At 69.4% G+C, this 21725-nt stretch carries 13 protein-coding genes and 1 tRNA gene; 10 read left to right on the top strand and 4 right to left on the bottom strand.

The annotated features are described in order from the left end of the window. Window positions 1-17: 17 nt before the first annotated feature. From CMC5_RS01260 to CMC5_RS01250, 3 genes are all read left to right on the top strand, one after another. Window positions 18-91 (top strand) — tRNA-Gln (locus CMC5_RS01260). A gap of 184 nt (window positions 92-275) precedes the next feature. Continuing rightward, entirely contained in the window at window positions 276-929 is a 654-nt protein-coding gene (locus tag CMC5_RS01255; RefSeq protein ID WP_156338027.1) for a sigma-70 family RNA polymerase sigma factor, read from the top strand. Then, the gene (locus CMC5_RS01250) at window positions 926-1342 is read left to right on the top strand and encodes a hypothetical protein (RefSeq protein ID WP_050428706.1); all 417 of its coding nucleotides are present in this window, start codon (window positions 926-928) and stop codon (window positions 1340-1342) included. The genes CMC5_RS01255 and CMC5_RS01250 overlap by 4 nt, the downstream gene beginning before the upstream one ends. A 153-nt stretch (window positions 1343-1495) precedes the next feature. Here the strand turns inward: CMC5_RS01250 and CMC5_RS01245 are convergent, their stop codons facing one another. Both CMC5_RS01245 and CMC5_RS01240 read right to left on the bottom strand, forming a co-directional pair. Next, entirely contained in the window at window positions 1496-2269 is a 774-nt protein-coding gene (locus CMC5_RS01245) for a Stp1/IreP family PP2C-type Ser/Thr phosphatase (RefSeq protein ID WP_050428705.1), read from the bottom strand. A 177-nt stretch (window positions 2270-2446) separates the two neighbouring features. Further along, window positions 2447-3763, bottom strand: a complete 1317-nt coding sequence (locus CMC5_RS01240; protein ID WP_082362146.1) for a S1C family serine protease — start codon at window positions 3761-3763, stop codon at window positions 2447-2449. Between the two features lie 155 nt (window positions 3764-3918). On the opposite strand from CMC5_RS01240, the gene CMC5_RS01235 reads away from it, so the two are divergent. After that, window positions 3919-4509 (top strand): RNA polymerase sigma factor, encoded by a 591-nt coding sequence (locus CMC5_RS01235; RefSeq protein ID WP_245678213.1) that lies wholly within the window; start codon window positions 3919-3921, stop codon window positions 4507-4509. A 4-nt stretch (window positions 4510-4513) separates the two neighbouring features. After that, entirely contained in the window at window positions 4514-9070 is a 4557-nt protein-coding gene (locus tag CMC5_RS01230; RefSeq protein WP_050428704.1) for a VIT domain-containing protein, read from the top strand. Window positions 9071-9210: 140 nt separating this feature from the next. On the opposite strand, the gene CMC5_RS01225 is transcribed toward CMC5_RS01230, so the two are convergent. Beyond that, window positions 9211-10449, bottom strand: a complete 1239-nt coding sequence (locus CMC5_RS01225; RefSeq protein ID WP_050428703.1) for an exo-beta-N-acetylmuramidase NamZ family protein — start codon at window positions 10447-10449, stop codon at window positions 9211-9213. A gap of 110 nt (window positions 10450-10559) precedes the next feature. On the opposite strand from CMC5_RS01225, the gene CMC5_RS01220 reads away from it, so the two are divergent. The 5 genes from CMC5_RS01220 to CMC5_RS01200 all read left to right on the top strand — a co-directional run bounded on the left by CMC5_RS01220 (window position 10560) and on the right by CMC5_RS01200 (window position 17474). After that, complete coding sequence (locus tag CMC5_RS01220; RefSeq protein WP_050428702.1) at window positions 10560-11795, top strand: carboxylate--amine ligase; 1236 nt, start codon at window positions 10560-10562, stop codon at window positions 11793-11795. Continuing rightward, a complete protein-coding gene (locus CMC5_RS01215; RefSeq protein ID WP_050428701.1) occupies window positions 11758-12576 on the top strand; it encodes a metallophosphoesterase family protein in 819 nt (272 codons plus the stop codon). Before CMC5_RS01220 ends, CMC5_RS01215 begins: the two co-directional genes overlap by 38 nt. A gap of 51 nt (window positions 12577-12627) precedes the next feature. Next, window positions 12628-13830: a GNAT family N-acetyltransferase gene (locus CMC5_RS01210; RefSeq protein WP_050428700.1), complete on the top strand. Its 1203-nt coding sequence runs from the start codon at window positions 12628-12630 to the stop codon at window positions 13828-13830. A 481-nt stretch (window positions 13831-14311) separates the two neighbouring features. Then, complete coding sequence (locus tag CMC5_RS01205; RefSeq protein WP_245678212.1) at window positions 14312-15424, top strand: serine/threonine-protein kinase; 1113 nt, start codon at window positions 14312-14314, stop codon at window positions 15422-15424. A gap of 73 nt (window positions 15425-15497) precedes the next feature. Further along, complete coding sequence (locus CMC5_RS01200; RefSeq protein ID WP_050428699.1) at window positions 15498-17474, top strand: hypothetical protein; 1977 nt, start codon at window positions 15498-15500, stop codon at window positions 17472-17474. Between the two features lie 132 nt (window positions 17475-17606). Here the strand turns inward: CMC5_RS01200 and CMC5_RS01195 are convergent, their stop codons facing one another. Continuing rightward, entirely contained in the window at window positions 17607-21698 is a 4092-nt protein-coding gene (locus tag CMC5_RS01195) for a transglutaminase domain-containing protein (protein WP_082362145.1), read from the bottom strand. Between the last annotated feature and the right edge of the window lie 27 nt (window positions 21699-21725).

Here is a 21725-nt window from a genome sequence, read left to right as displayed (position 1 = left end):
GGAAGCAACGGATGAGCTCCGGCGTCGTTCAAGGGCAGGACGGGGGACTTTGAATCCCCTAATCGTGGTTCGAATCCACGCGCCGGAACCAGAGCAGGTCCCGAGGACTCGTAGCCGTTGGTTTGGACCAGCGCCGTCGACGATCTTCGCCCCCACCAGCTCGGCCCAGGGCTGACCCGCCCGAGCCCGTCACGAGGCCGTCCTGGGGTGACCCGGGGCCGTTTCCAGCCGACCCGCGACGAGGCAGTAGCGCGCTCGAGCCTTGGTTGTTTACCGTGCAGTCTGAGCAAGGGTCGCAAGAGCCCGGAGGCACGGACGGCGTGGTCGACGACGAGGAGGCTCGGTTCATCGCGAGGTTGGTGGCGCGCGACGAGAGCGCGTTCAACGAACTCGTGGTCGCCTACGAACGTCGTGTCTACGGGCTGGTGTATCGGATGCTGGGCCGTCGCGACGAGGCGGAGGACCTGTCTCAGGAAGTCTTCGTGCAGGTGTTCAAGGCGATCGACCAGTTCCGCGGCGACTCCAAGCTGTCGACGTGGATCTATCGAATCGCCGTCAATCTCTGCAAGAACCGGACGAAGTACCTCTCCCGCCGTCACGCGAGTTCGACGGACGATGTCGACGCGATGGTCGATCGCGCTCCGCTGTCGGCCGCAAAGGGCGTGAGTGTCGGGGATGTGAGTCGCCCCGACGAACTGGTCGAAGGAATGCAGCTGGAGATGGTGGTGAAGAAGGCCATCGCCCAGCTCGAGGACGAGTTCCGAGAGGTGCTGATCCTCCGCGACGTGGAAGACCTCTCCTATGAAGAGATCATGGCGGTGACCGGGCTCCCGGAGGGGACGGTGAAGAGCCGGATCCACCGGGCGCGGGTCCAGCTACGGGCGCTCGTCGAGAAGGCGATGGGCGAGAGGCTGAAGGGCGGCAGATGAGCGCAGCGGATGAACCCGAGCGCGCCCGAGGGGGCGAGGGAGAGGGCGAGCGTGACGCTCCGTCCAGCGATGCACCGGCTGCACGAGCGCCCACGGACGAGGTGCAGGCGCGCGACGAGCGAGAAGCCGCGGAGCGGAAGGTGGACGACGAAGAGGATCCGTTCCTCGACGAGGTCGACGTCCGCGAGCTGCTGCGTGGCGCGCTGCAGCCGCCTGCGGCTCCCTCACGCGACATGCTGCGCGGTGTGCAGCGGCGGATCCGCACGCGTTCGCGGGGGAAGTTCTACGCGGATGGATGGAGCACCGCGCGCTCTCCTCGCTCGCTCTACCTCAGCACCAGCATCTTCATGCTCGTGCTGATCGCGTTCGTGCTGATCGTTCTCGTGCCGTGGGGAAGCAGCGCGCTGCCCTGACGATCGTCAGCGGTCCACTCGTCCTCGTGCAGCACCATGCCTCGGCGAGCGCCGCGCCTCGGCGAGCGCCGCGCCACTCGGCCGCGGACACGACGCCATCTCGGCGTTCGCGTGTCCGCCTGACGAGGTGGCGCCGATGCGAGGGGTGAGCTGCTACTGCGTCCAGCGGACCAGCACGCTGGTCACGTTGTCCGGGCCGCCATTCTCGTTGGCGCGCTCGATGAGCTTCGACGTTGCGGTCTGGATGTCGGTGTACCGGCCGAGGATCTCGGCGATCTCTTCGTCGGTGACCGGACCGGAGAGGCCGTCGGAGCAGAGCAGGTAGACATCGTTCAGCTTCGGGATCTCGAAGCGCGTGTCCACCTTCACCGTGTCCTTCATGCCAAGGGCGCGGACGATCACGTTCTTGTGAGGGAAGTTCGCGATCTCCTCGGGCGTGAGCCGCTTCATCTTGATGTAGTCGTTGAGGAGCGAGTGATCCTCGGTGAGCATCTCGAGGCTGCCGTCGCGGAACCGGTAGACCCGGCTGTCACCGACGTGGGCGATGTAGATGCCGTCGTTCGCGGTGAAGATGCCGACGAAGGTCGTGCCCATCCCCCGCTTGCGCGCTTCACGCTGCGCGGTCTCGTAGATACGGAGGTTGGCCAGCTTGATCCCGGTGATGAGCCGGTTCTCTTCGTAGCCCTTGGTCCGGTCCATCTTGTAAGGCCACGTTCGCTCCGGGTCCTCCTGCGTTGCCGCGAAGAACTCTTGCATGGAGTCGACCGCCATCTTGGAGGCGACTTCACCGGAGGCATGGCCCCCCATCCCATCGGCCACCATGAACAGGCCGTACTCAACCAAGATGCCGAAGTTGTCTTCGTTGTGGTTGCGCTTGCGCCCGACGTTGGTCTCGCCGGCGACTTCGATGCGGAACGGTTGAGCCACGAGTCACCCGGAAGCGAGCCCGTCACGGCGGGCCCGGAGAGGCGCGCTTGAAAGCGCGGCTAGAGCCGGCGGCTCCAGCGGTCATCCTGGAGGTTCTATCGGCAACGTGTCAACGGGATCGCGCGCGTGGGACAAAACTCCTTTGTGGGTAGCGGTCGCCCCGGGAATTTATCAGCCTCAGCGCGGCGTGGGTGCAGGAGCTTTTCCGCGTGGTGCATCGGCTGCTGGAGGCGTGCTGGGGGCAGGCTGGGGTTTGGCAGACGTCGCCTTGGCATCGGGAGCCGCACGCAGAGTAACGGCGACCTGCCGGTAGCGGCCATCGCTACCTAGAACGATGAGAGGAATTTTCTCTCCGACGGCGTGGGTCCTGACAGCATCCGACAGTGCCTCCGGACTGGTGACCGGGATGCCATCCACCGCCAGGATCATGTCGGCGGCCCCTTTTTCACCCCCCTTGAGCTTCGCTTCCTCCGCTGGACCCCCGGGGTGGACGCCGGTGACCCGGACCCCCTTGGCGAGGGGACCCGTCTCCCCAATCCCCTGGATCCCGAGCCAGCCTGACGGCTGGACCGCGGTGGGGGGAACGGACCGCAAAAAATTGCGGATCGCTTCCATGGGGGCGCCAAAGGCCACGGGGGAGCACGGCTTGTCGCCCTCGCTGGGGGCGCAGCCCCGGCCGAGGACGCCGACGACCCGGCCCTCTTCGTCGATGATGGGGGAGCCGAGATCGGTGGGCGAGACGCGCGAGCCGAGCTCCAGGACGTCGTCGAGCTGTTGATCGTCGCCTCCGAGGAGCGAGCGGCGGCCGCGGAGGACCATCGACACGGCGGTCGGCTTGCCTCGGCTCGTCGAGAACGAGCGGATGGCAGCGTCCTGACGGACGGGGTTGCGGACCGAGGCGGTGAGCCCTTCTTTCCACTTGCCGCTCTGCGGGACGAGCAAGGCCAGGTCCCAGACGCGGTCGTGGTGACCGACCTTGACCCGCACCTGCGATCCATCGGCGTAGCGAGCTTCGAGATGATTGCCGGGTCCGAGCGACGAGAGGGCGGTGAGGATGCGGCCATCACCAGCGAGCACGCTGCCCATGCCGAGCACCTGATCGCCGCGTCCGATCGTCACCACGCCGCGCAGCATCTTCTCTTCCTGGGATGCTTCCTTGGAGGCCTTCTTGGCAGGCTTCGGGGGCTTGACCTCGCCGCCTTCTTCGTCGGGGGTCTCGGCGTCCGCGGTCGGGGCGGGCAGCGGGGGAGGGGCCTTCTTCTTGGTCGGTCGAGGAGGAGGTGCCGGCGGAGCGGCTTCCTCCTCGGCGTCGTCCTGGGATCCGCCTTGCTCGGGTGCAGGTTGCGCCAGCGCCGTGGACCCGCCGACGAGTCCGGACAGGCAGAGGGCAAGGGAGGCCGAGAGCCACCGTCGCCACCGATTCACAGGTGAGGTGTCAACCGCGGGGCCGACAGGGGCGGCGGGCGCGAGGTTCGGATGGCGGATCTCGGTCATGGGGCGGGCTCCTGTTCGCAGATACGGAGTGTGCTGCGGTCGGGGCCGTTTGCAAAGGGTGGACCAGTGTACGTTGAGAGAAGGGTCCCGAGCGCCCGTGGCGTGGCGACACCGGACGAAAAAAAAGCGGTCACGAAATCGGGAGACGAGGGCACATGGCCAGCGACGAGGCAGGTATGGCGGCTGGACTGGCGCTGGTGGGGTCTCAGGAAGATGTCGGAGGGCGCTCCATCGAGACGCTCATCGGAGAGGGCAATTATCGACAAGCGTTGACGCGGTGTGCTCAGACGTACGCGCTCGCCCTCGGCAAGCTCTGCATGGCCTTCACGGGCTCGCAGGCCGAAGCCGAGGAGCTGGTGCAGGAGACGCTGCTCGCCGCCTACGACGCATTTCCTCAGTACAGGGCCGAGGGCAGTGTCCGGGCCTGGCTCTTCGGGATCGCCCGCCGCCTGTGCGGGCGTCACGCCGAGACCAAGGCGCGGCGCGAGTCCAGGCTTCGGCTGGTCCACGACACGCGGCCTCGACCCGACACGGGGGAGCTGGCGCTGGAGAAGGAGCGCGCCGAACGCGCGCGCGCCGCGCTGGCGAAGCTGAAGCCGAGCGAGCGAGAGGCCGTGGTGCTCCGGTTCGAGGCAGGGCTTTCGTTCAAGGAGCTGTCGCTCGCGTGTGGTGTGGACGAGGCGGCGGCGCGCAAGCGTGTGAGCCGCGCGCTGGCAAAGCTGCGTGCAGAACTGGGTGAGGAGTAAGGCCATGAGCAGCACGGGGATGGGTCCGGAGAGTCCGTGTGACGAGCTTTCGGAGCGCCTCGCGGAGGTGCTGGACGGGACCGCAGAGGCGGCGCTGTTCGAGCACCTCGATGGGTGCGATGCATGCCGTGACCTCAAGCACGAGGCGACTCGTGCGGCGGAGGCCGTGGCGAGCGCTGGCGCAGACTTCCGACCGGCGGAAGGGTTCGTGGACGACCTCGTGGGGCGCCTTCTGGCAGCGCGAGAGCCGGTGCCGGTGGTCGCCTCGGAGTCCGTGGTCAGCTCGGAATCCGCGGTCGTCTCGACGCCAGCGGTCGTCTCGCCCGCGGTGATGGCTCCGGACATGGAGCCGCAGGAGACTTCCTCTCTTCGTGGTGCAACGGCGTTCGACCCGAAGAACGACGCGCGGCCCGCGACGGCGACGACGCCAGGCGAGCCGCACGCCGAGCTTTCGCCAGCCGGTGTCGCGACGAGCGATGGACGGGGGAGCGAGCGCGCGTCGACCGAGCGTGGGGCGACCGTGGCAGCGGTGAGCCAGCACGTCCTCGACACGCAAAGGAAGGGAGCCGCAGCGCTTCCTCCAGCGCCGACCGTTCACGATGCGGCGGCAGACGTCGCTGTCTCCAGCAAGGAACGACCCCAGCCTCTCGCCGGTAAGGGACCGGCGCGGCGTGCTCCTGGTGGCAGGAGAGCGGTGTTCGCCGTGGCCGCGATCTCGGCGGTCGCTGCTGCGGCGAGCATGGGCTTCTGGCTCAAGGGGCAAAAGGCGGTGACCGAAGGGGTGTTCGCCAGCGCAGAGCCCTGGTCCGGGAAGGTGGTCAGCGTCAAGCGGGCCTCGGCGGACAAGACCGGAGGGCTCGAAGCGTGCAGCGAAACAGGGGCCTGTGCTCCTCTGGCGGAGAACGGCGAGCTCTCGCTCCCGGTCACGCTCCGCACGGACGCGCGTACCCGGGTTCACCTCGCGCTCGGTGATGGGACGCAGCTGTCGATCGATCGCAGCTCGCGCCTGTGGATCGGTGCGGGTGAGGAGCGGAAGGCACGCGTCGAGGCGGGCGTGGTCGTCGCGGAGGTCGCAGCCCTCGACGCTGCCAGGTCGGCGCGCTTCCTGATCCCGCAAGGTGAGGTCGAGGTCCTGGGCACGAAGCTCGCGATCACCGCGGGAGACGAGCGATCCGCGGTCGAGGTGGTGCGCGGGAGCGTCCGCGTCAGCGGTGAGCGTGGCGCACCCGTGGAGGTCCGGGCCGGAGAGGAGGCGCTGATCGCACGCGGCGGGACGCCCCGTGTGGCGAGTACCAGCTCGCTCTCCGACGTGATGGAGTGGAGCGATCGGACCTCCGAGGAGCTCGACGCCCCCTCGCTGCGCGGCGTCGGTGAGCTGCGCGCGCGCAAACCTGGCTCCACCCAGGAGCGAGAGAGCGCGCTCCGGCTGTCGAAGCACGCCGTCAAGGTGCGGATCGTGGACGTCGTGGCGCGAACCGAGGTCGACGAGACCTTCACCAACGAGACCGACGAGGAGCTGGAGGGAATCTTCCGCTTCCCGCTCCCCCCGGGAGCCCAGATCGAGCGGCTGGCGCTGGAAGTGGACGGCAAGCTCATGGAAGGGGCCTTCGTCGATCGTGATCGTGGTGCGGCCATCTGGCGCGGCGTGATCCAGAACGCGGCACCCAAGGCGCCCCGTCCGCGCGAGGAGATCGTGTGGGTCCCAGGACCCTGGCGCGATCCGGCGCTGCTCGAGTGGCAGCGCGGCGGCCGTTTCGAGCTGCGCATCTTCCCCATCCCCAAGCGCAGCTCCCGGCGGGTGGTGCTGACCTACACGCAGCTCGTCGAGCAGTCCGGAGGCGTGCGCCGCTATACCTATCCGCTGGCGCACGACGAGAACGGGACGACGCGCATCGGAGACTTCTCTCTCGATGTCCAGTTGCTCGGTCACGACCGGGAGTTCGGCGTGAACACGCGCGGCTACGATCTCACCTCGGCCGGTGACGGCGGCGCAGGCGAGCGTCGCACGCTCGCGGTGCAGGGCTTCACACCGGCCGGTGACCTCACCGTCGAGTACGCCCTCACCGACCGGGACAAGGAGGCGACCGCCTGGGCTTACCGGTCGGACGCATCGGCTCAGCCCGACGCATCGCTCGTCGAGGCGGCGAGCAAGGCGAAGACTGCAGACGAGAGGATGGCGATCGAGGCGGCCCAGGTCGTGGTGCGCGACACGTCTCCCTACGTGGCGATCGCGCTCAGGCCGAAGCTCCCGCGCTGGCACGAGGCGCGCGAGCGGCGTCACGTGGTGGTGGTCGACTCCAGCCGCTCCATGGTCGGCGAGCGCTTCGCCCGTGCGACGAGGCTCGCCTCGGCCATCGTGAAAGAGATGGATCGGCGGGACGAGTTCGTGGTGCTCGCCTGCGACACGGTGTGCCGCTCCATGGATGACAGCGCAGGCGGTGCGCGGCCCATGGCGCCGGGGGCTTCCGCCGCTGGTGACGTCGAGCGCTTCCTCGGCAGCGTCGAGCCGGACGGTGGCAGCGATCTCGCGGCCGCCATGATCGCGGCGCGGGCTGCTGCCGGTTCGGCTGGAGGCAAGGATGTCCGCATCATCTACCTCGGTGACGGCACCCCGACGGTCGGACCCACGCGCACCGCGCACCTCGAAGCTGCCGTGCGCGCCTCGCTGACGGGCGGTGAGGCGACGGTGGTCGCCGTCGCGCTCGGCGCCGACGCCGACACGAGTTCGCTCCAGTCGCTGGCGCGTGGCGGTGGCGGCGTGGTGGTGCCTTACGTCCCCGGTCAGCGGGTCTCCGCGGCTGCACTCGACGTGCTCGGCGCGGCGTACGGGATCATGCTGCGTGACCCCGAGGTGGAACTCCCCTCGGGCCTGACCCAGGTCACGCCAGCCCGCCTCGATCCCATCCGCGCGGGCGGTGAGACCTTCATCGTCGCCAGGATGAGCGCTGGCAGCGACGTGAGCGGGACGATCCGCCTGAAGGGCAAGGTGAGCGGGGAGAAGTTCGAGCAGAGCTACCCCGTCTCCATCGTGGCCAGCTCGAGCCCAGGCAATGCCTTCGTGCCCCGTCTGTTCGCCGCCGCCAAGATCGCCGAGCTGGAGCGCGTGGGCAGCGAGGCGCAGAAGCCCACCGTCATCGAGCTGTCGAAGCGGTTCAACGTGGCCAGCCGGTACACCTCCCTGCTCGTCCTGGAGAGCGAGGCGATGTTCAAAGCCTTCGGTCTGGACCGTGGCGGTGTGGCGCCGGCCTTCACGGGCGAGTTCCTCGCCGAGCGCGCGAGCGCCGACGCGGAGGGCGCGGTGCCCGACGAGGAGGCCGAAGAAGAGAGCCGCGCGGGGGGCGTGTCGCGTTCCGCGGCGAAGAAGGAAGCGAGCCTGGACAGCAGGTTCGACGACATGGAGTCAGGCCCGGGTGGGTCCCGAGGAGGCCTCGGCGCTGCCCCCGCGAGCAAGGGCGCGTCCCCGCCACCGCCCGCGAAGCCGGCGCCTGCGCCGACGACGGCAGCGCCTGCGCCCATGGCCGCCGAAGGAAAGTCGTCGAGCTGGCGACGTCGTGAGTGGGCCGAGCCGCCTGCCACCCCCAGGGATCGTTCGCTGGTCCCGATGCGACGTGTCTTCGATCGCAAGGGAAGTTTCGAGGCGGTGAACAGCGTGGCGTCGCAGACCGCTTCTCGACTCCTCGCCGCCGAGAGTGCGCTCTCGGTGACCCCCGACAGCCGGGACAAGACGGTGGGCCTCTACGCGCTGTACGCGGTGAGCGGACGGCTCGGCGAGGCGCAGGAGCTGACCTCCCGCTGGAGCGGCCGCGACGCGCTGGATCCGGACGCGCTGACGGCGCGCGCCGATCTCGCCGCCCGTCAGGGGGATCGCGAGCGCGCAGCGCGCATCCTCGGCGGACTCGCGGACGTGCGGCCGGGTGACAGAGCCATCCAGGCTCGCCTCGCCGAGCTTCACGATCTCTCGGGCGCGCCCGCCTTCGCGTGCCGGCACCGCCTGGCGCTCGCCGACCTCGCCCCCGGAGACGCCAAGCTGGTCTCCGCAGCGCTCCAGTGCGCGCGCCTCCAAGGGATGAACGAGCTGGCCGACCAGATCCGCGCCGATCTCGCTCCCCAGGTCCGGGAGCAAGCCGAGCGGCTGCTCACCACCAACCCCTCGTCCCCCGCGACGAGCCTGCGGGGCGATGTCCAGCTCCTCGCGGAGTGGAGCGGCTCCGCCGACGTCGACCTCGCGCTCATCGACGAGCAAGGCCGCCGCATCTCCTGGATGGGTTCACCCTCTCCGAAGGTGACCGTCACGGCGCAGGACGTCACCAGCGTGCGCCGCGAGTCCCTCGCCCTGCTCGGCATGCCCAAGGGCAGCTACGTCATCGAGATCAGCCGTGCGGCGGGGCGTGACGCCACGGGTGAGCTCCTCCGTGGCGAGCTCACCCTCAAGATGCCCGGCGACACGCGCAAGATCCCGTTCACGCTGGCCGGCGCGCGCGCCGAACTCGGCACGCTGAAGATCTTCTTCACCTCGCGGCTCGTCCCGGTGAACGACGTCGCCTTCACTCCCTGGCGCTGAGTGCAGGCAGGGCTCCTTCGGGAGCCCTGTCGCGCCGTCACGCTCGCAACACTCGTCACGCTCACGCTCGTCATGCTCACGCTCGTCACGGTCACGCGCGTCACGCTCGTCGCCCCCGAAGGGCAACCCCGACGGGTCGCTCAGTCCCGTGTGGAACCCGCCGCGACCAACGCTTCGCGCATGACCCCGGCCCACGCCGGATCGACCCGCGCAGCCTCGGTGGCCACCTCTGCCGGGTCCTCCCCCGCCTCCAGCGCCTTGCGCGCCTTTGCCGAACCCAGCAAGAGATCGATCGCCGGGATGTCGTCCACGTATTCGTAGCGCTCCGTCCGGAACTCGAACAGCTCCGGGTTCTGGCGGCGCGCCAGACCGATCAATGCCACGTAGGTGGCGACCGGGCGAAACGCCACCGTGTCGGTGACATGGATCTGCACACCACCGCAGATCTTGCCGGCGTGCTTCCGGGTCGTGGGACAGAAGGTGAGAGGCCGCGGCAGGAACCCCGCGAGCCCCGTCGCCAGGAGATCCTCGGCGAGCTTGCGCCCGTCCACCCACGGCGCCCCCACGAGCTCGAAGGGGCGGGTCGTCCCTCGACCTTCCGAGAGGTTCGTCCCCTCGATCAAGCACCCCCCGGGATAGACGAGCGCCGTCTCCACCGTCGGCATGTTGGGTGACGTCATCACGAACGGACGATCCCACGCCGTTGCCGTCTGCTCGCGCGCCCATCCCAGCGGAGGCACCACCGTGAGGGCGGCGTCGGGTGACCCCACCCGCGTGCCGCTGGCATCGATGTGTGCCACCGAGAGACCTTCCCGTCGGGCGAAGAGCGCCACGATCTCCCCGACGGTGAGCGCGTGCCGGATGGGGACGGCCTCCAGGCCCACGAAGGACAGAAATCCAGGCTCTTGAAGGGCGCCTTCGACGCTCTCCAGCGCGCCGCCGATCGGGTTCGGCCGATCCAGCAGCACCACCCTCACGCCCGCCTGATGGGCTGCGCGCAGCACCATCAACGACGTCCAGACGAAGGTGTAGTGGCGGCAACCGACGTCGGCGAGGTCCATGATCAGCACGTCGATCTCCGCGAGGTCCGCCGCCTTCGGCGTCAGATCCTCGAAGCGCTCGCCGTACAGGCTGATCACACGCGCGCCCGTCCGCGGATCGACGCTCCCGGAGACGGCGTCCATGTCCTGGGCCTCGCCACCGTAACCGTGCTCGGGGCCGAAGAAGATGCGCGGACGGACGCCGTGGGCCGCGAGGACATCGGCGATGTGGGTCAGGTTGCGGTTCACGCTCGCGGGGTGCGCCAGGACGCCGACGCGAGCGGTCCTCAGCTGCTGAAATGCGCTGAGATCAGGGAGACGATCGATGCCGACATGCACGGTCGGTCACGTACTCCGGGGAGCGTCGGCCGTCCAAATTACCGCCTGAAAGTGTGCAGCCTGCACTCGACCACGGCGGGCACGAGGGCTGCACCGCGAGGGTGGACTCCATGAAGAGGGCAGCTTTTTCCCTCGAGGGATCGTCGCCGTCTCAGCCGCCGGCCGTCGTCCTCGGTGATCTGACCTTGATCCGGCCCCACGGGATGGCCGGGATCCCGGTGATCCTTGCGACCCGCGACCCCGACGACATCTCCAGGCACTCTCGCTATGTCCACGGCGCGGTGATCCTCCCTGCCGATCGCGACCAGGGCGTCACCGCCTTGCTGGCCCTGGGAGATCAGCTCGTGGCGAAGCTCGGACGGCGGTCTCCGCTGGTCTACGGCAGCGACCGCGACCTCGATCTCATCTACCGGCACCGGGAGGCCCTCGCCGAGCGCTTCCTGTTCGTGCTGAACGACGAGGAACTCGCCTGGTCCTTGCTCGACAAGGAGCGCTTCTCGCGCCTCTGCGTGGCGGCCGGGGTGCGCGCGCCGCGCACGCTCGATCCGGGCGAGGATCTCGGCGCCCTCGAGTCCTTGCGTGAACCTCTCCTCATCAAGCCGCGGCGGAAGACGGCCTGGAAGGAGATCCAGCGGGAGCTCTTCGGCGGACACGCCAAGGCGAGGATCTTCGCCACGCGGCAGGAGCTGCTGTCCCACCCCGCCTTCGTCCGGCTGCGGGGCGAGCTGCTGGTCCAGGAGCACATCGAGGGAGCCACCGGAGATCTCCTGTCCTTCCACGGCTTTGCAGATGAACGAGGCAAGCTCCTCGCCTCGTTCTGCGGGCGCAAGGTGCGGACGTTTCCCGCCTTCGCCGGGGAGAGTTCCCTCATCGAGGTCGCCGAGGACGCCGAGGTGGAGGCGATGGGGCGTGACGTCACGCGCCGGCTCGGTCTGAAGGGGCCGTTCAAGATCGACCTGATCCGGGATGCGCAGAGCGGTGCGCTGTATGTCCTGGAGATCAACGCCCGCTACACCCTGTGGCATTACGTGGGCGCTGCGTCGGGTGTGAATTTGCCAGCGGTGGCCTACAATCTGCTAGTTCATGGACGACATCCGGACGAAGCGCCCCGTCCGGAGTCACATCGTCGGTGGCTCAATTTTTATCGGGACTGGCTCGCTTACCGCGAGCAGCGCGAGGACGGACTGACGCTGGGCGCGTGGCTCCTTTCGGTCTCCCATCCGGGGACCGTGTACGAAGCGTTCGCATGGAAAGACCCTGCCCCCTTCGCATGGTGGGCTGGCAGCGCGGTGGTGCGGAAGGTGAACTATGGCGCGCTACGGGATCGTGTCGGACATCCACGGTAACTTCGAGGCCCTCAAAGCAGCGCTCGCGTTCCTGGACGCGCGCTCCGTGGATCGCATCCTCTGCCTCGGCGATGTGGTCGGCTACAACGCCGATCCCAACCGCTGTGTGCGGCTCCTGGAGGCGCGAGGTGCGATCACCATCGCGGGCAACCACGATCTCATCGCAGCGCAAGAGCTGAACATGGACCGCTGTAGTGACAAGGCGGCGTTCGCTCTCCGTCGTACCCGGCAGATGCTCTCCGAAGCCACGCTGAGGACCTTGCTGCAGCTCCCTCGGGTCCGCGTCCTCGACGCAGGGGTCGTGCTCGTTCACGGTAGCTTCGCCGACGTCTGCCAGTACATGCGCGACGAACAGCGCATCGAGGAGAATCTACCGATGATGCGGCGGCTCGCTCCGAGCGCCTGGATCTGTCTCTTCGGTCACACCCACGCACCTGCCCTCTACGCTGCCCGAGAGGGGGACGTGACCTCGCTGGCCCTCGGGGAGGATCTACCGATCCAGAGCCGACGACGCGTCTTCTTCGCCAACCCGGGCTCGGTGGACGCGGCGCGTCGTGGCGATGGCCACGCCGAACTCGCCGTGCTGGACACAGACCGACGCGAGATCTCGTTCCACCGCGTCCCCTACGAGCATGCGACCTCCGAGCGCCGCTCCATCGAGCTGGGCTACCGCATGGGGTGGACCGATGAGCGCGTCTACCAGGCGGCGCGCGCGATCCGGAAGGGACGTCGCATCGTCCAGGCAGGGATGGAACGCGCCATCGACGCCCTTCGCACGTGAGCGCCATCGTACGTGTCTGTCACGATCCCATCGTGGGATGCACGGAGGAGCATGCTGCGTGTCCAGATGGTCACCGACACTGCCGGCCTCGTCGCTTCGAGCGCAGCCTGGGAAGAGCTCCTGCAGCGCAGCGCCCAGAGCGAACCGACGCTCGCGCCACCCTGGGTGCTCGCCTGGTGGCGCGTCTTCGGCCCCCTGGATGGGCGGGCACTGCGGGCTGTGCTCTTCTGGGATGGGCCGCGCCTGGTCGGTCTCGCACCCTTCTGCGAACGACCTCGTCGCCATCGGGTCGGTCTGTCGTTGCGCACGCTCGAGCTGTGCGGCTCGGGTGAGGATGAGGCCGATGAGACGGGCTCCGATTACCTCGGCGTGATCGTCGAGCGTGGGGCCGAGTCGAGCGTGGCGCGTGCGCTCGCCGATGCGCTCGCGACCGACGCGCTGGGGGCGTGGGACGAGCTCCGCATGCCCGCCATGCGCGGCGACGATGTCTTCCCCGTGCTCCTCTCGCGCGAGCTGCGTGCCAGAGGAGCGAGCGCACACCTGGAGATCACCGGCGCCTGTCCGCACATCCCTCTCCCCGCTTCCTGGGATGGCTATCTCGCTGCGCTTCCTTCGTCACGCCGCTACATGGTGCGTCGCTCTCTGCGTGACCTCGAAGCATGGGCGGGGTCTCCGCTGCGCCTCACGCGGGTCACCCGAGCCGACGAGCTGCCCACGGCGATGGAGACGTTGATCCGGCTCCACGAAGCGCGCTGGTCCGCCGACGAGAAGCCGGGCGCGTTCGCCTCGCCGCGCTTCCGTGCGTTCCACGAAGCCGTCATGCCCGCCTTGCTTGAGCGAGGATCCCTGGATCTTTCGTGGCTCGAGGTTCGCGGTGAGCCGATCGCTGCCGTGTACAACATCGTCTGGCAAGGTCGGGTCTCGTTCTATCAGGGGGGGCGTCGCCCCGACCTCCCGCAGAATTTGCGCGCGGGCATCGCGATGCATGCGCTCGCCATCCGTGAGGCCATCGCTGCGGGTCACAAGGAGTACGATTTTCTGGCGGGCACCTCGCGCTACAAGATGGACCTCTCGCTCGCGGTGAGGCCCCTCGTCCGGCTTTACGCGACCCGTCCTTCGCTCACGGACACCGTGCGGCGTGTCGCCGACCTCGCTCTGGATCAGGCGCGCGCACTGCGTCGTGCCTTTGCGGCGCCGACGCATCCGTCGAACCGAGGTGAGGCCTCCGAGTCTCGCGCTGCGGTCTCACCCTGAGCCGCCGAGGCCTCACTGCCCCACGTATGACCATGTAGTCCAGGCTTCAGAGCAGCCGGGCGCTGTGCGTCATGACCGCCTGACGCTGAGATCCACACCGGGCCCGTCCACGCGGCCTGACCTTTGCGGGTGGTACTCTGGCAAGATGGGCCAACGCGAACGCGAGCCGTGGGTGCCGCAGAGCAGCCTCCCTTCGTCGATGACCCGCCGTCGAACACCAGCCCCAGATTCATCCCCTCCGAGCGGGTATGACCGGCCGCCCACCAGCTACCGGATGATCTTCGAGCCGCGCCGGGATCGCACGGACAGCATGCCCCCTCCGTCTCCAGGCGTGCCGTCTCTTCCTCCAGGGGGGCCGCCGGTGCCACCAAGCGCACCGCCTCTGCCTTCGAGTGTGCCTCCACTCAGCGCGTCGCCGCTCCCTGGCGCGCTGCCACTCCGAGGCGTGTCGCCGCTTCCTGGTGCGCTGCCACTCCGAGGCGTGTCGCCGCTTCCTGGTGCGCTACTTCCTTCTGGCAATGCGCCTCCCGCTGGCGCGTCACGGCACTTCGATCCAGATGCGGCCACGGTCGCGCGGGAGCGCACCGATGTGCAGTCCACCGCGACGCACCCGACCGACACCACGGCAGCGCCTGCCGCGCTCACGCCGCCCGTGGTGCTGGGGGCCTACGCCGCGGGGGACGTGCTCGCCCAGCGTTACCGCCTCGTCGACCAGATCGGTCACGGCGGGATGGGTGCAGTGTGGCGCGCGCGCAGCATCAGCCTCGAACTCGATGTCGCGCTCAAGCTCATCCGCCGCGAGGCCGAGGTGCAGCACGCCGCCGAGCGTCTTCTGAAGGAAGCCCGTGCCGCGGCCCGCGTCGCACACCCCTCGGCCGTGCGCGTTCACGACTTCGGCGTCACGCTCGCCGGTGATCCCTTTCTGGTGATGGAGCTGCTCCAGGGCTCCTCCCTCTCCCAGCGCCTCTCCGAACTGGGCACGTTCCCTTCCACCGAAGCCGTGCAGATCGTGCTGCCGGTCGCCGGCGCGCTCCTCGCGGCGCACCGCGAAGGTGTCGTCCACCGGGACGTCAAGCCGGCGAACATCATGCTCATCGAGCAAGGCGCCAGCATCGTCCCGAAGCTCATCGACTTCGGCGTCGCCGGCGTCTCTGCCGCCATCTGGGCGACCCGCTTGACCACCCACGGCATGATGCTCGGCAGCCCCGTCTACATGGCCCCCGAGCAGATCCGCGGTGGCACCGATCCGGACGAGCGTACCGACGTCTGGGGCCTGTGCACCGTCCTCTACGAGCTGGTGAGCGGCGTGCGGCCCTTCGCGGGGCCGAACAGCGCGACGGTGATCTTCGATGTCCTCAACACCCGGCTGCGGCGGCCGGAGCAGTTCCAGCACGAGCACGAACTCTGGAACATCGTGGAGCGCGGTCTCGCCAAGGCGCCGCAGGATCGCTGGCCGAACATGGCCGCTTTCGGCAGAGCGCTCGCGGAGTGGGCCTTGTCGCGAGGCGTCACCTTCGACGCCGCCGGCACCTCCCTCGGCGTCCACTGGCTCGCCCAACCCTCCTTGCGCACCCTCGCCTTGCTCTCGAAGTAACTCCGCCCCGCCGTGGCGCACGGGAGGCGGGATCCGTGCGGCCCCGTGATACCCTCGCGGCCGAGAGACCCGCATGAACAAAGCTCCGCGCCGCACGCTGTCCGCGCTCGCCCTCGTCCTCGGCTCCTTCGCTGCAGCCTGCGGTGGAGACGACAGCGTCGATTCCCCCCAGCCGCTCGCCATCCCCGAAGGGTGCAACCCCATCGCTTACCAGAGCGACTGCCTCCTGCCGTACCCCTCGGATTTCTTCCTCACCGAGGATCCTTCGACCCCGACCGGACGCCGGGTCCGCCTCTCCGACGCGGCGGCGCCACGGGACAAGAACGCGCGCACCTTCGACTTCATGCAGCGTCACCCCGTCGACGGCTTCTCTCACCACATGCCCATCCTCGCGATCTTCCCGGAGGGGGTGGACGCGCAGAAGCTCACCTTCCACACCGACGACCCGGCGGCCGCGCTCCGCGCCGACAGCACCACCTTGCTCGTCGACGCCGACACCGGCCAGCTCGTACCCCACTGGGCCGAGCTGGATCGCAGCACCGACAAGGAGGCCTCGCGCGCGCTCATCGTGCGCCCCTACGTGAAACTCCAGAACCGCCATCGCTACATCGTCGCCTTCCAGGGCCTCGTCGACCTGCAGGGCCAGCCCATCAAGCCTCCTGTCGGCTTCGATCGCATCCGCGACGCCTCTGCCAGCGCCGAGCCCGCGCTCAGCGCGCAGGCGACCCACTACGAGCAAGCCATCTTCCCGGTCCTCGAGGCCGCCGGCGTCACCCGCGCGAACCTCCAGCTCGCCTGGGATTTCACCGTGGGCTCCGAGGAGTGGCTGACCCAGGACATGCTCGCCATCCGTGACGACGCCATCCAGCGCATGACCCAGACCCCTCCGGCGATCACCGTGACGTCGGTGCAGGACATGCCTGAGGACCCCAACATTGCTGTGCGCATCGAGGGGACCTTGCGGGTCCCTCTCTACCTGGAGAGCGTCGACACCGGTGCGGCGATCCACCGCGGGAGCGACGGTCGCCCCGCGGCGAACGGCGAGACGGAGGTGCCCTTCCTCCTCCAGGTGCCACGCAGCGCCTTGCCCGACGACGCGAACTTCGAGCCGGCGCGCATCCTCCAGTACGGCCATGGCTTCTTCGGCCTCCGTGAGGAGATCAACTACGGCTTCATGCGCGACTTCACCAACGAGCAGCGCTACGTCACCGCCTCCGTCGACTGGTGGGGCATGAGCGAGCCCGACATCATCGCGACCGCGGCCGACATCCTCTCGGACGTGGGCGTCATGTTCCGGTTCGTCGACCGCCTCCACCAGGCGATGGTCAACATGATCGCGCTGTCCTACGCCGTGAAGGGAGGGCTCGCCGATCTGCCGGAGCTTCAGCGCTTCGACAAGCCGCTCTTCGACAAGGAGCAGCTCTACTATTACGGCATCAGCCAGGGCGCGATCTTCGGGGTCACCCTGCTCTCGCTCTCACCCACCCTCGAGCGCGCTGCTCTCAGCGTCGGTGGCGGACCGTACTCGCTCATGATGTCGCGCTCCGCGAGCTACACGGAGCTGCTCGGGCTGCTCTCGACGGTGATCGACGAGCCGCTCACCCTCCAGAAGATCATGGCCTTGAGCCAGCACACCTGGGACCGGGTCGACCCCATCACCTACTCGGGCCGCGTCTTGCAGGATCCCTACCCGAACAGCCCCGCCGGTCGACGCCTCCTCTTGCAGGTCGGCATCGGCGATCACTCGGTGAACAACCTGGCCAGCCACCTCAACGCGCGCGCGCTGGGCGTCCCCCTCCTCGACCCTTCGCCTCGCGCCGTGTACGGGCTCGCGACCACCACCGCGCCTGCGGACGACGCGCTCGTCCTCGTCGACTTCAAGCTGGAGAATGAGCCTGGGATCGACGCCCGCGTGCCCACCGCCGAAGAGAAGAACGACGTCCACGAGGGCGTGCGGCGGAACCCCCGCATCAAGCAGCAGCTCGACGCCTTCTTCCAGCCCGACGGGCGCATCGAACATTTCTGCGACGGCGTCTGCGATCCGGAGTGACCCCAGCTTCGTCGAGGCCGCGCTGTGCGCGACGCCGCGCAACGCCGCGTGACGTCACGTACAGCGCACAGCCTCTCGCGCTCGCCGGTGCCCCCCCTCGGCCGCCGCCGCGCTGCCGCGACGGCGACACCTTCATCGCACTGACCGCTGACTCGTGCTCGCCGGCTTCCCTGCCGGGGGCGCCGCACCGCGCTCGGGGGTCAGGCGCACCATCCGGTGCATCAGCCCATCCACCCGCTGGAGCCACGCGCGCCAGGCCGGGTACTTCGCCACCGGGATCGTCGACCGATCGAGCACGAAGCTCCGCTTGACCACCACCGCGTTCGGCCCCGCTCCCTTGGCGAACGACAGCGACGCGCGCCCGAATTCGCCGCCGTCCTCCTCGCCCGCAGGCGGCAACTCCGCGAAGCGGTAGCCAGGCGGCGCCACGATGGTCATCGTCCACGTCCGGTGCGCTGGCGACAGGTTCGGCGGCAGCACCACCGGCAGCTTGCGCTTCGGCAGCGGCGCGAACGCCGACGTCATCGTCATCGTCCCCGCGATCGGCACCGCCAGCTCATCGCCTTCGAGCCGCGCCAGCCCCTCGGAGTGCGCCTCGTACCCCAGCGTCGCGACCCCGTTCGGTAGCTCCCCCTCGAAGTCGATCTTGGGCTTCACGTCCACCGTCGGGAACCATCCCGCCGCCAGGAACTGCTCGACCCATTGCGCCCGCGCGTCCGGCTCGGCGAGGTAGGAGCGCAGCTCGAACGCCGCGTCACCCAGGTGCCGCTCCTTCGCGATCAGGTCTCCGGCGCCCGTCGGCGACAGCCGGATCGTCCAGTCGGCCTCCACCCCGTGATCGGCTGGAGAACTCGCCGGCGTCTCGACGATCTTCGCGGGCCCCTCGGTCACGAACAGCGCGAGCGTCCGCGCGTCCATCGACGGCAGCGGCCCGAGGCGGCTCTGCGGGCTCGTCGCGTCCAGCCACAGCCCGGGCTTGCCGTCCTTGCCGGGCAGGTAGGCGATCCCGTGGTCGAAGACGGGGATGGCCACCTTCTCGCTGCGCAGCACCGACGGCATCGACGTGTACCGCGTCTGGACCAGCACCTCGGTGGCCTCGATGCCGATCGACTTGAGCAAGGTGATCAGCAGCATCGCCTTGTCGTCGCAGTCGCCTTGCCGCCGCGCGAGCAGCTGCTGCGGCCGGTTCGGCAGCCACCACTCCCCGGAGACGAAGTTCACGTACCGGATGTCGTCGGCCACGAAGTTGAAGAGTGCCCGGAGCTTCTCCTCCTGCGTCTTCTTCCCCTGCGTCAGCTCCTCGGCGAGCCTCCGCACCTGCTCGTCGGGCTCGGTGAACCCCTGCACCGCGGCCCGGTACCACTCCCGGAAATCGTTCCACCCGTGGAACGTCGAGCCGACCACCACGGGGAGCACCTCCGACATCTGCGGTGCGAAGGGCTCCTCGGGGACCTCCGGCGGATCATCCCAGATGAACCGGGTGATCGACCTGCCGTCCTTCTCGCTCGTCACCACCCGATCGGCCTTGCCGTTCAGCACATCCACCGCGAGCGGCGTCGCCTTCGGACTGTCGATCACCACCTCGTTGAAGAGGATGGGGTGCGTGTCCGTCGAGCCGACGTAGTCGATGAAGTAGAAGGGCGCGTCGCCCCGCCGCCCCACCGGCCCCGCCGTCCACGAACGCACCGCGACCTCGACCACGTCGCCCGCCTCGAGCGCAGCCCAGCGGATCGAGGGCTGTGCGCCTCCAGCGCTCTGCTCGGCGGGCTCGGCGACCGAGCCGTCCTTCCGGTGGACCCGCGCGAAGAGCAGCTCCGTCTGCGCCCCCTCTGCCGGGATCCCCATCTCGTAGAGATCCTGCTCCGTGCGCGGCTCGATGACGATCTCGCGCGCGTACTGCATGAGCTGCGAGACCCGCTTGTCGGGGTGGTACGTCACCACCCGCGTCCAGTGCAGCTGCCGGTCGAAGACCTCGCCCTTCTTCGCCGGGCTCGCCTTGCCTCGCTGCAAGAAGACGCTCGGCGCGGTGAGGTACTGCTCGTCGGGCATGTGCTGTCGCCCTGGCGCGTCGGCGGTGTCCTTGCCCAGCCGGAACGAGAGCTGCGCCTTGAACGTCGGGTCCGATGGCGTCAGGTCGCGCGCCCGCGTCAGCGCCTCCAGCGCCCGCTCCCCCTCGATGGCCGGATCGCCGCCGAGCCCCATCGCCCTCGCCGCGTTCCGCGCCTCCGAGAGCCCCTGGAAGGCCTCGGGCCGGTTCGGTGCCACGTACGTCGCCCAGAACAGCACCTCGCGTGCCCAGGCGTAACGACCGGCGTTGTAGAGCGCACGGCCGAGCCGGATCACGTCCTCCGCGCTCGTCTGCTCTGCCAGCACGGCGGCGGCGGCCTTCTCGAGCGCAGCGCCGTCCACCGAACTGAACGTGCGCACGTAAGAAGCGTCCCGCGCCCCCGGCCGGAGTTCCGACAGGCGCTCTGCCGCGCGCCGCTGCACGTCGGGCACCGACCGCGCTGCGTCGAAGATCTCCATCCACACGCTCGTCGGCGTGCGCGCCCCTTGCTCCTCTGCGAGCTTCGACAGCTCGTCGAGCGCCGCCCGCGTCAGCCCGCCGCCGAGCTGCCGCTTCGCCACCGCGCGGATGAGCCGCGCCTCCAGATCGCGCGCCGTGCGCAGCGGGTCTTCTCGCAGCGCCGACATCGCCCACTCGGTGAGCTGCGCGCTCAGGTGCGACGCGATGAGGCGCCGCTGCGCGAACGCCGCCGCCGTGCGGTCTTTCTCGGCCAGGCCGCGCGCTCGCGCTTGCTCCAGCCAGCCGCTGCGGTTCGCGCCGAAGGGCGAGATCCAGCCCACCAGGGCGAGCGTGTCCGGGGACACCTCCTTCGCGCGCGTCACCACGTCGAGGAGCCCGGGTGCGCGCGGAGACCGCTGATCGTCTCCCGCGCCGAGCGTCCGCACGATGGCCGAGCGCAGCATCTGATCCACCGTGGGTGATGCGCCCGTTTCGAGCGCAGCCTCCAGGGCCGTTCGTACGGGCGCGATCCCGGCGGGTAGCGCGGCCGCCTGCGCCCCAGCGGGCGGAAGCTTGAGGCGCGACAGATCTGACGACGTCGAGAGCGGCAGCGGCTTGCGGCCCTCGTCCGTGAAGCGCACCCGCACCCGCCCGTCGTCGGGCACCGAGCCCGAGCAGACCTTCACCGCGAGCAAGTGATCTCCGGCAGGCGCCGCGATCTTCGCCGCCATCCGATCGAGCACCAGCCCCCGGTGCACCGCCTCGCTCGACACCACGTCGGCGCCGTCCCAGATCAGCCTTGCTGCGCCGCTCGCGCCCACGTGCACCAGGAACGGCTTGCGATCGAGCGCCTCGGGGATCGTCACCCGCGACGCCAGGTACGAGCATGCCTCGACCCGTGGATGCACGTAGAGATCGAGCGGCACACCCCGGGCCGTCGAGGACGCGGGCAGCGCCCTGCGCCAGGCCACCTCGTACACGCCCCACGAGTGGTGCGCCTTGGTATCGGAGAACGACGCCCCCTCCGCTTCGGGCCCCTCGCGCCGCCCGAGCCCATCGCCGCTGTTGTCCTGGAAGGGCCCCAGCACGGCCCACGATTTCACGAGGCCGTTCGCATCTGCGGGGGCGTCGAAGGCGATCGAGCGCACGCCAGGCCACACCTGCCCCGGAGGCTCTGGCGTCAGCAGCAGCGAGAGCCACCTCGCCTCGTCGGCGAGCGGCCCGTCCGACTGCCCGAGCTTCGCGAGCCCCTCACGCGCCCTCCCCTGCGCCGCGCGCTCGTCCAGGGCCGCGGCGATCAGCATCCCCGCCAGCGCGTCGTCGCTCCCGCGGCCTGCCCGCAACAGCGCGTGGTTCACCATCTCGTCGGGCGTGGTTCCCACCCACCGGGACACCACGACCGGCCGTCGCGCCGTCGGGGCCTGCGGTGTCGCCGGGGCCTGCGGTGTCGCCTGCGCTTTGGCGGGGTTCGCCTTGCTCGCGTCCGCCTTGCCCGAGGCAGCCTGCCCAGGCCGTGGTGTCGCGGTGGGGGTCGCCGGTACCGCTGGCTTCGGCTCGCCTGGCGTCACGGGTCTCGGGGGCAGCTTCTGCGCCGAGGCCGCAGACACTGCGAAGGTCACCACCAGCGCGAGGCTGGCGGCGAGCGGTCGTCGTCGACCGCATCGAGAAGAGCACACACGAACGTCGGTGGGCGGGATCGCCCGGGAGCGCTGCGCCATGAAAATCGGGTCGCCTCCGGTCCCCCA

The organism is Chondromyces crocatus (assembly GCF_001189295.1).
GTDB lineage: Bacteria > Myxococcota_A > Polyangia > Polyangiales > Polyangiaceae > Chondromyces > Chondromyces crocatus.
Note: the sequence above shows the minus strand (reverse complement) of the source record. Positions and strands in the feature narration are given on the sequence as shown.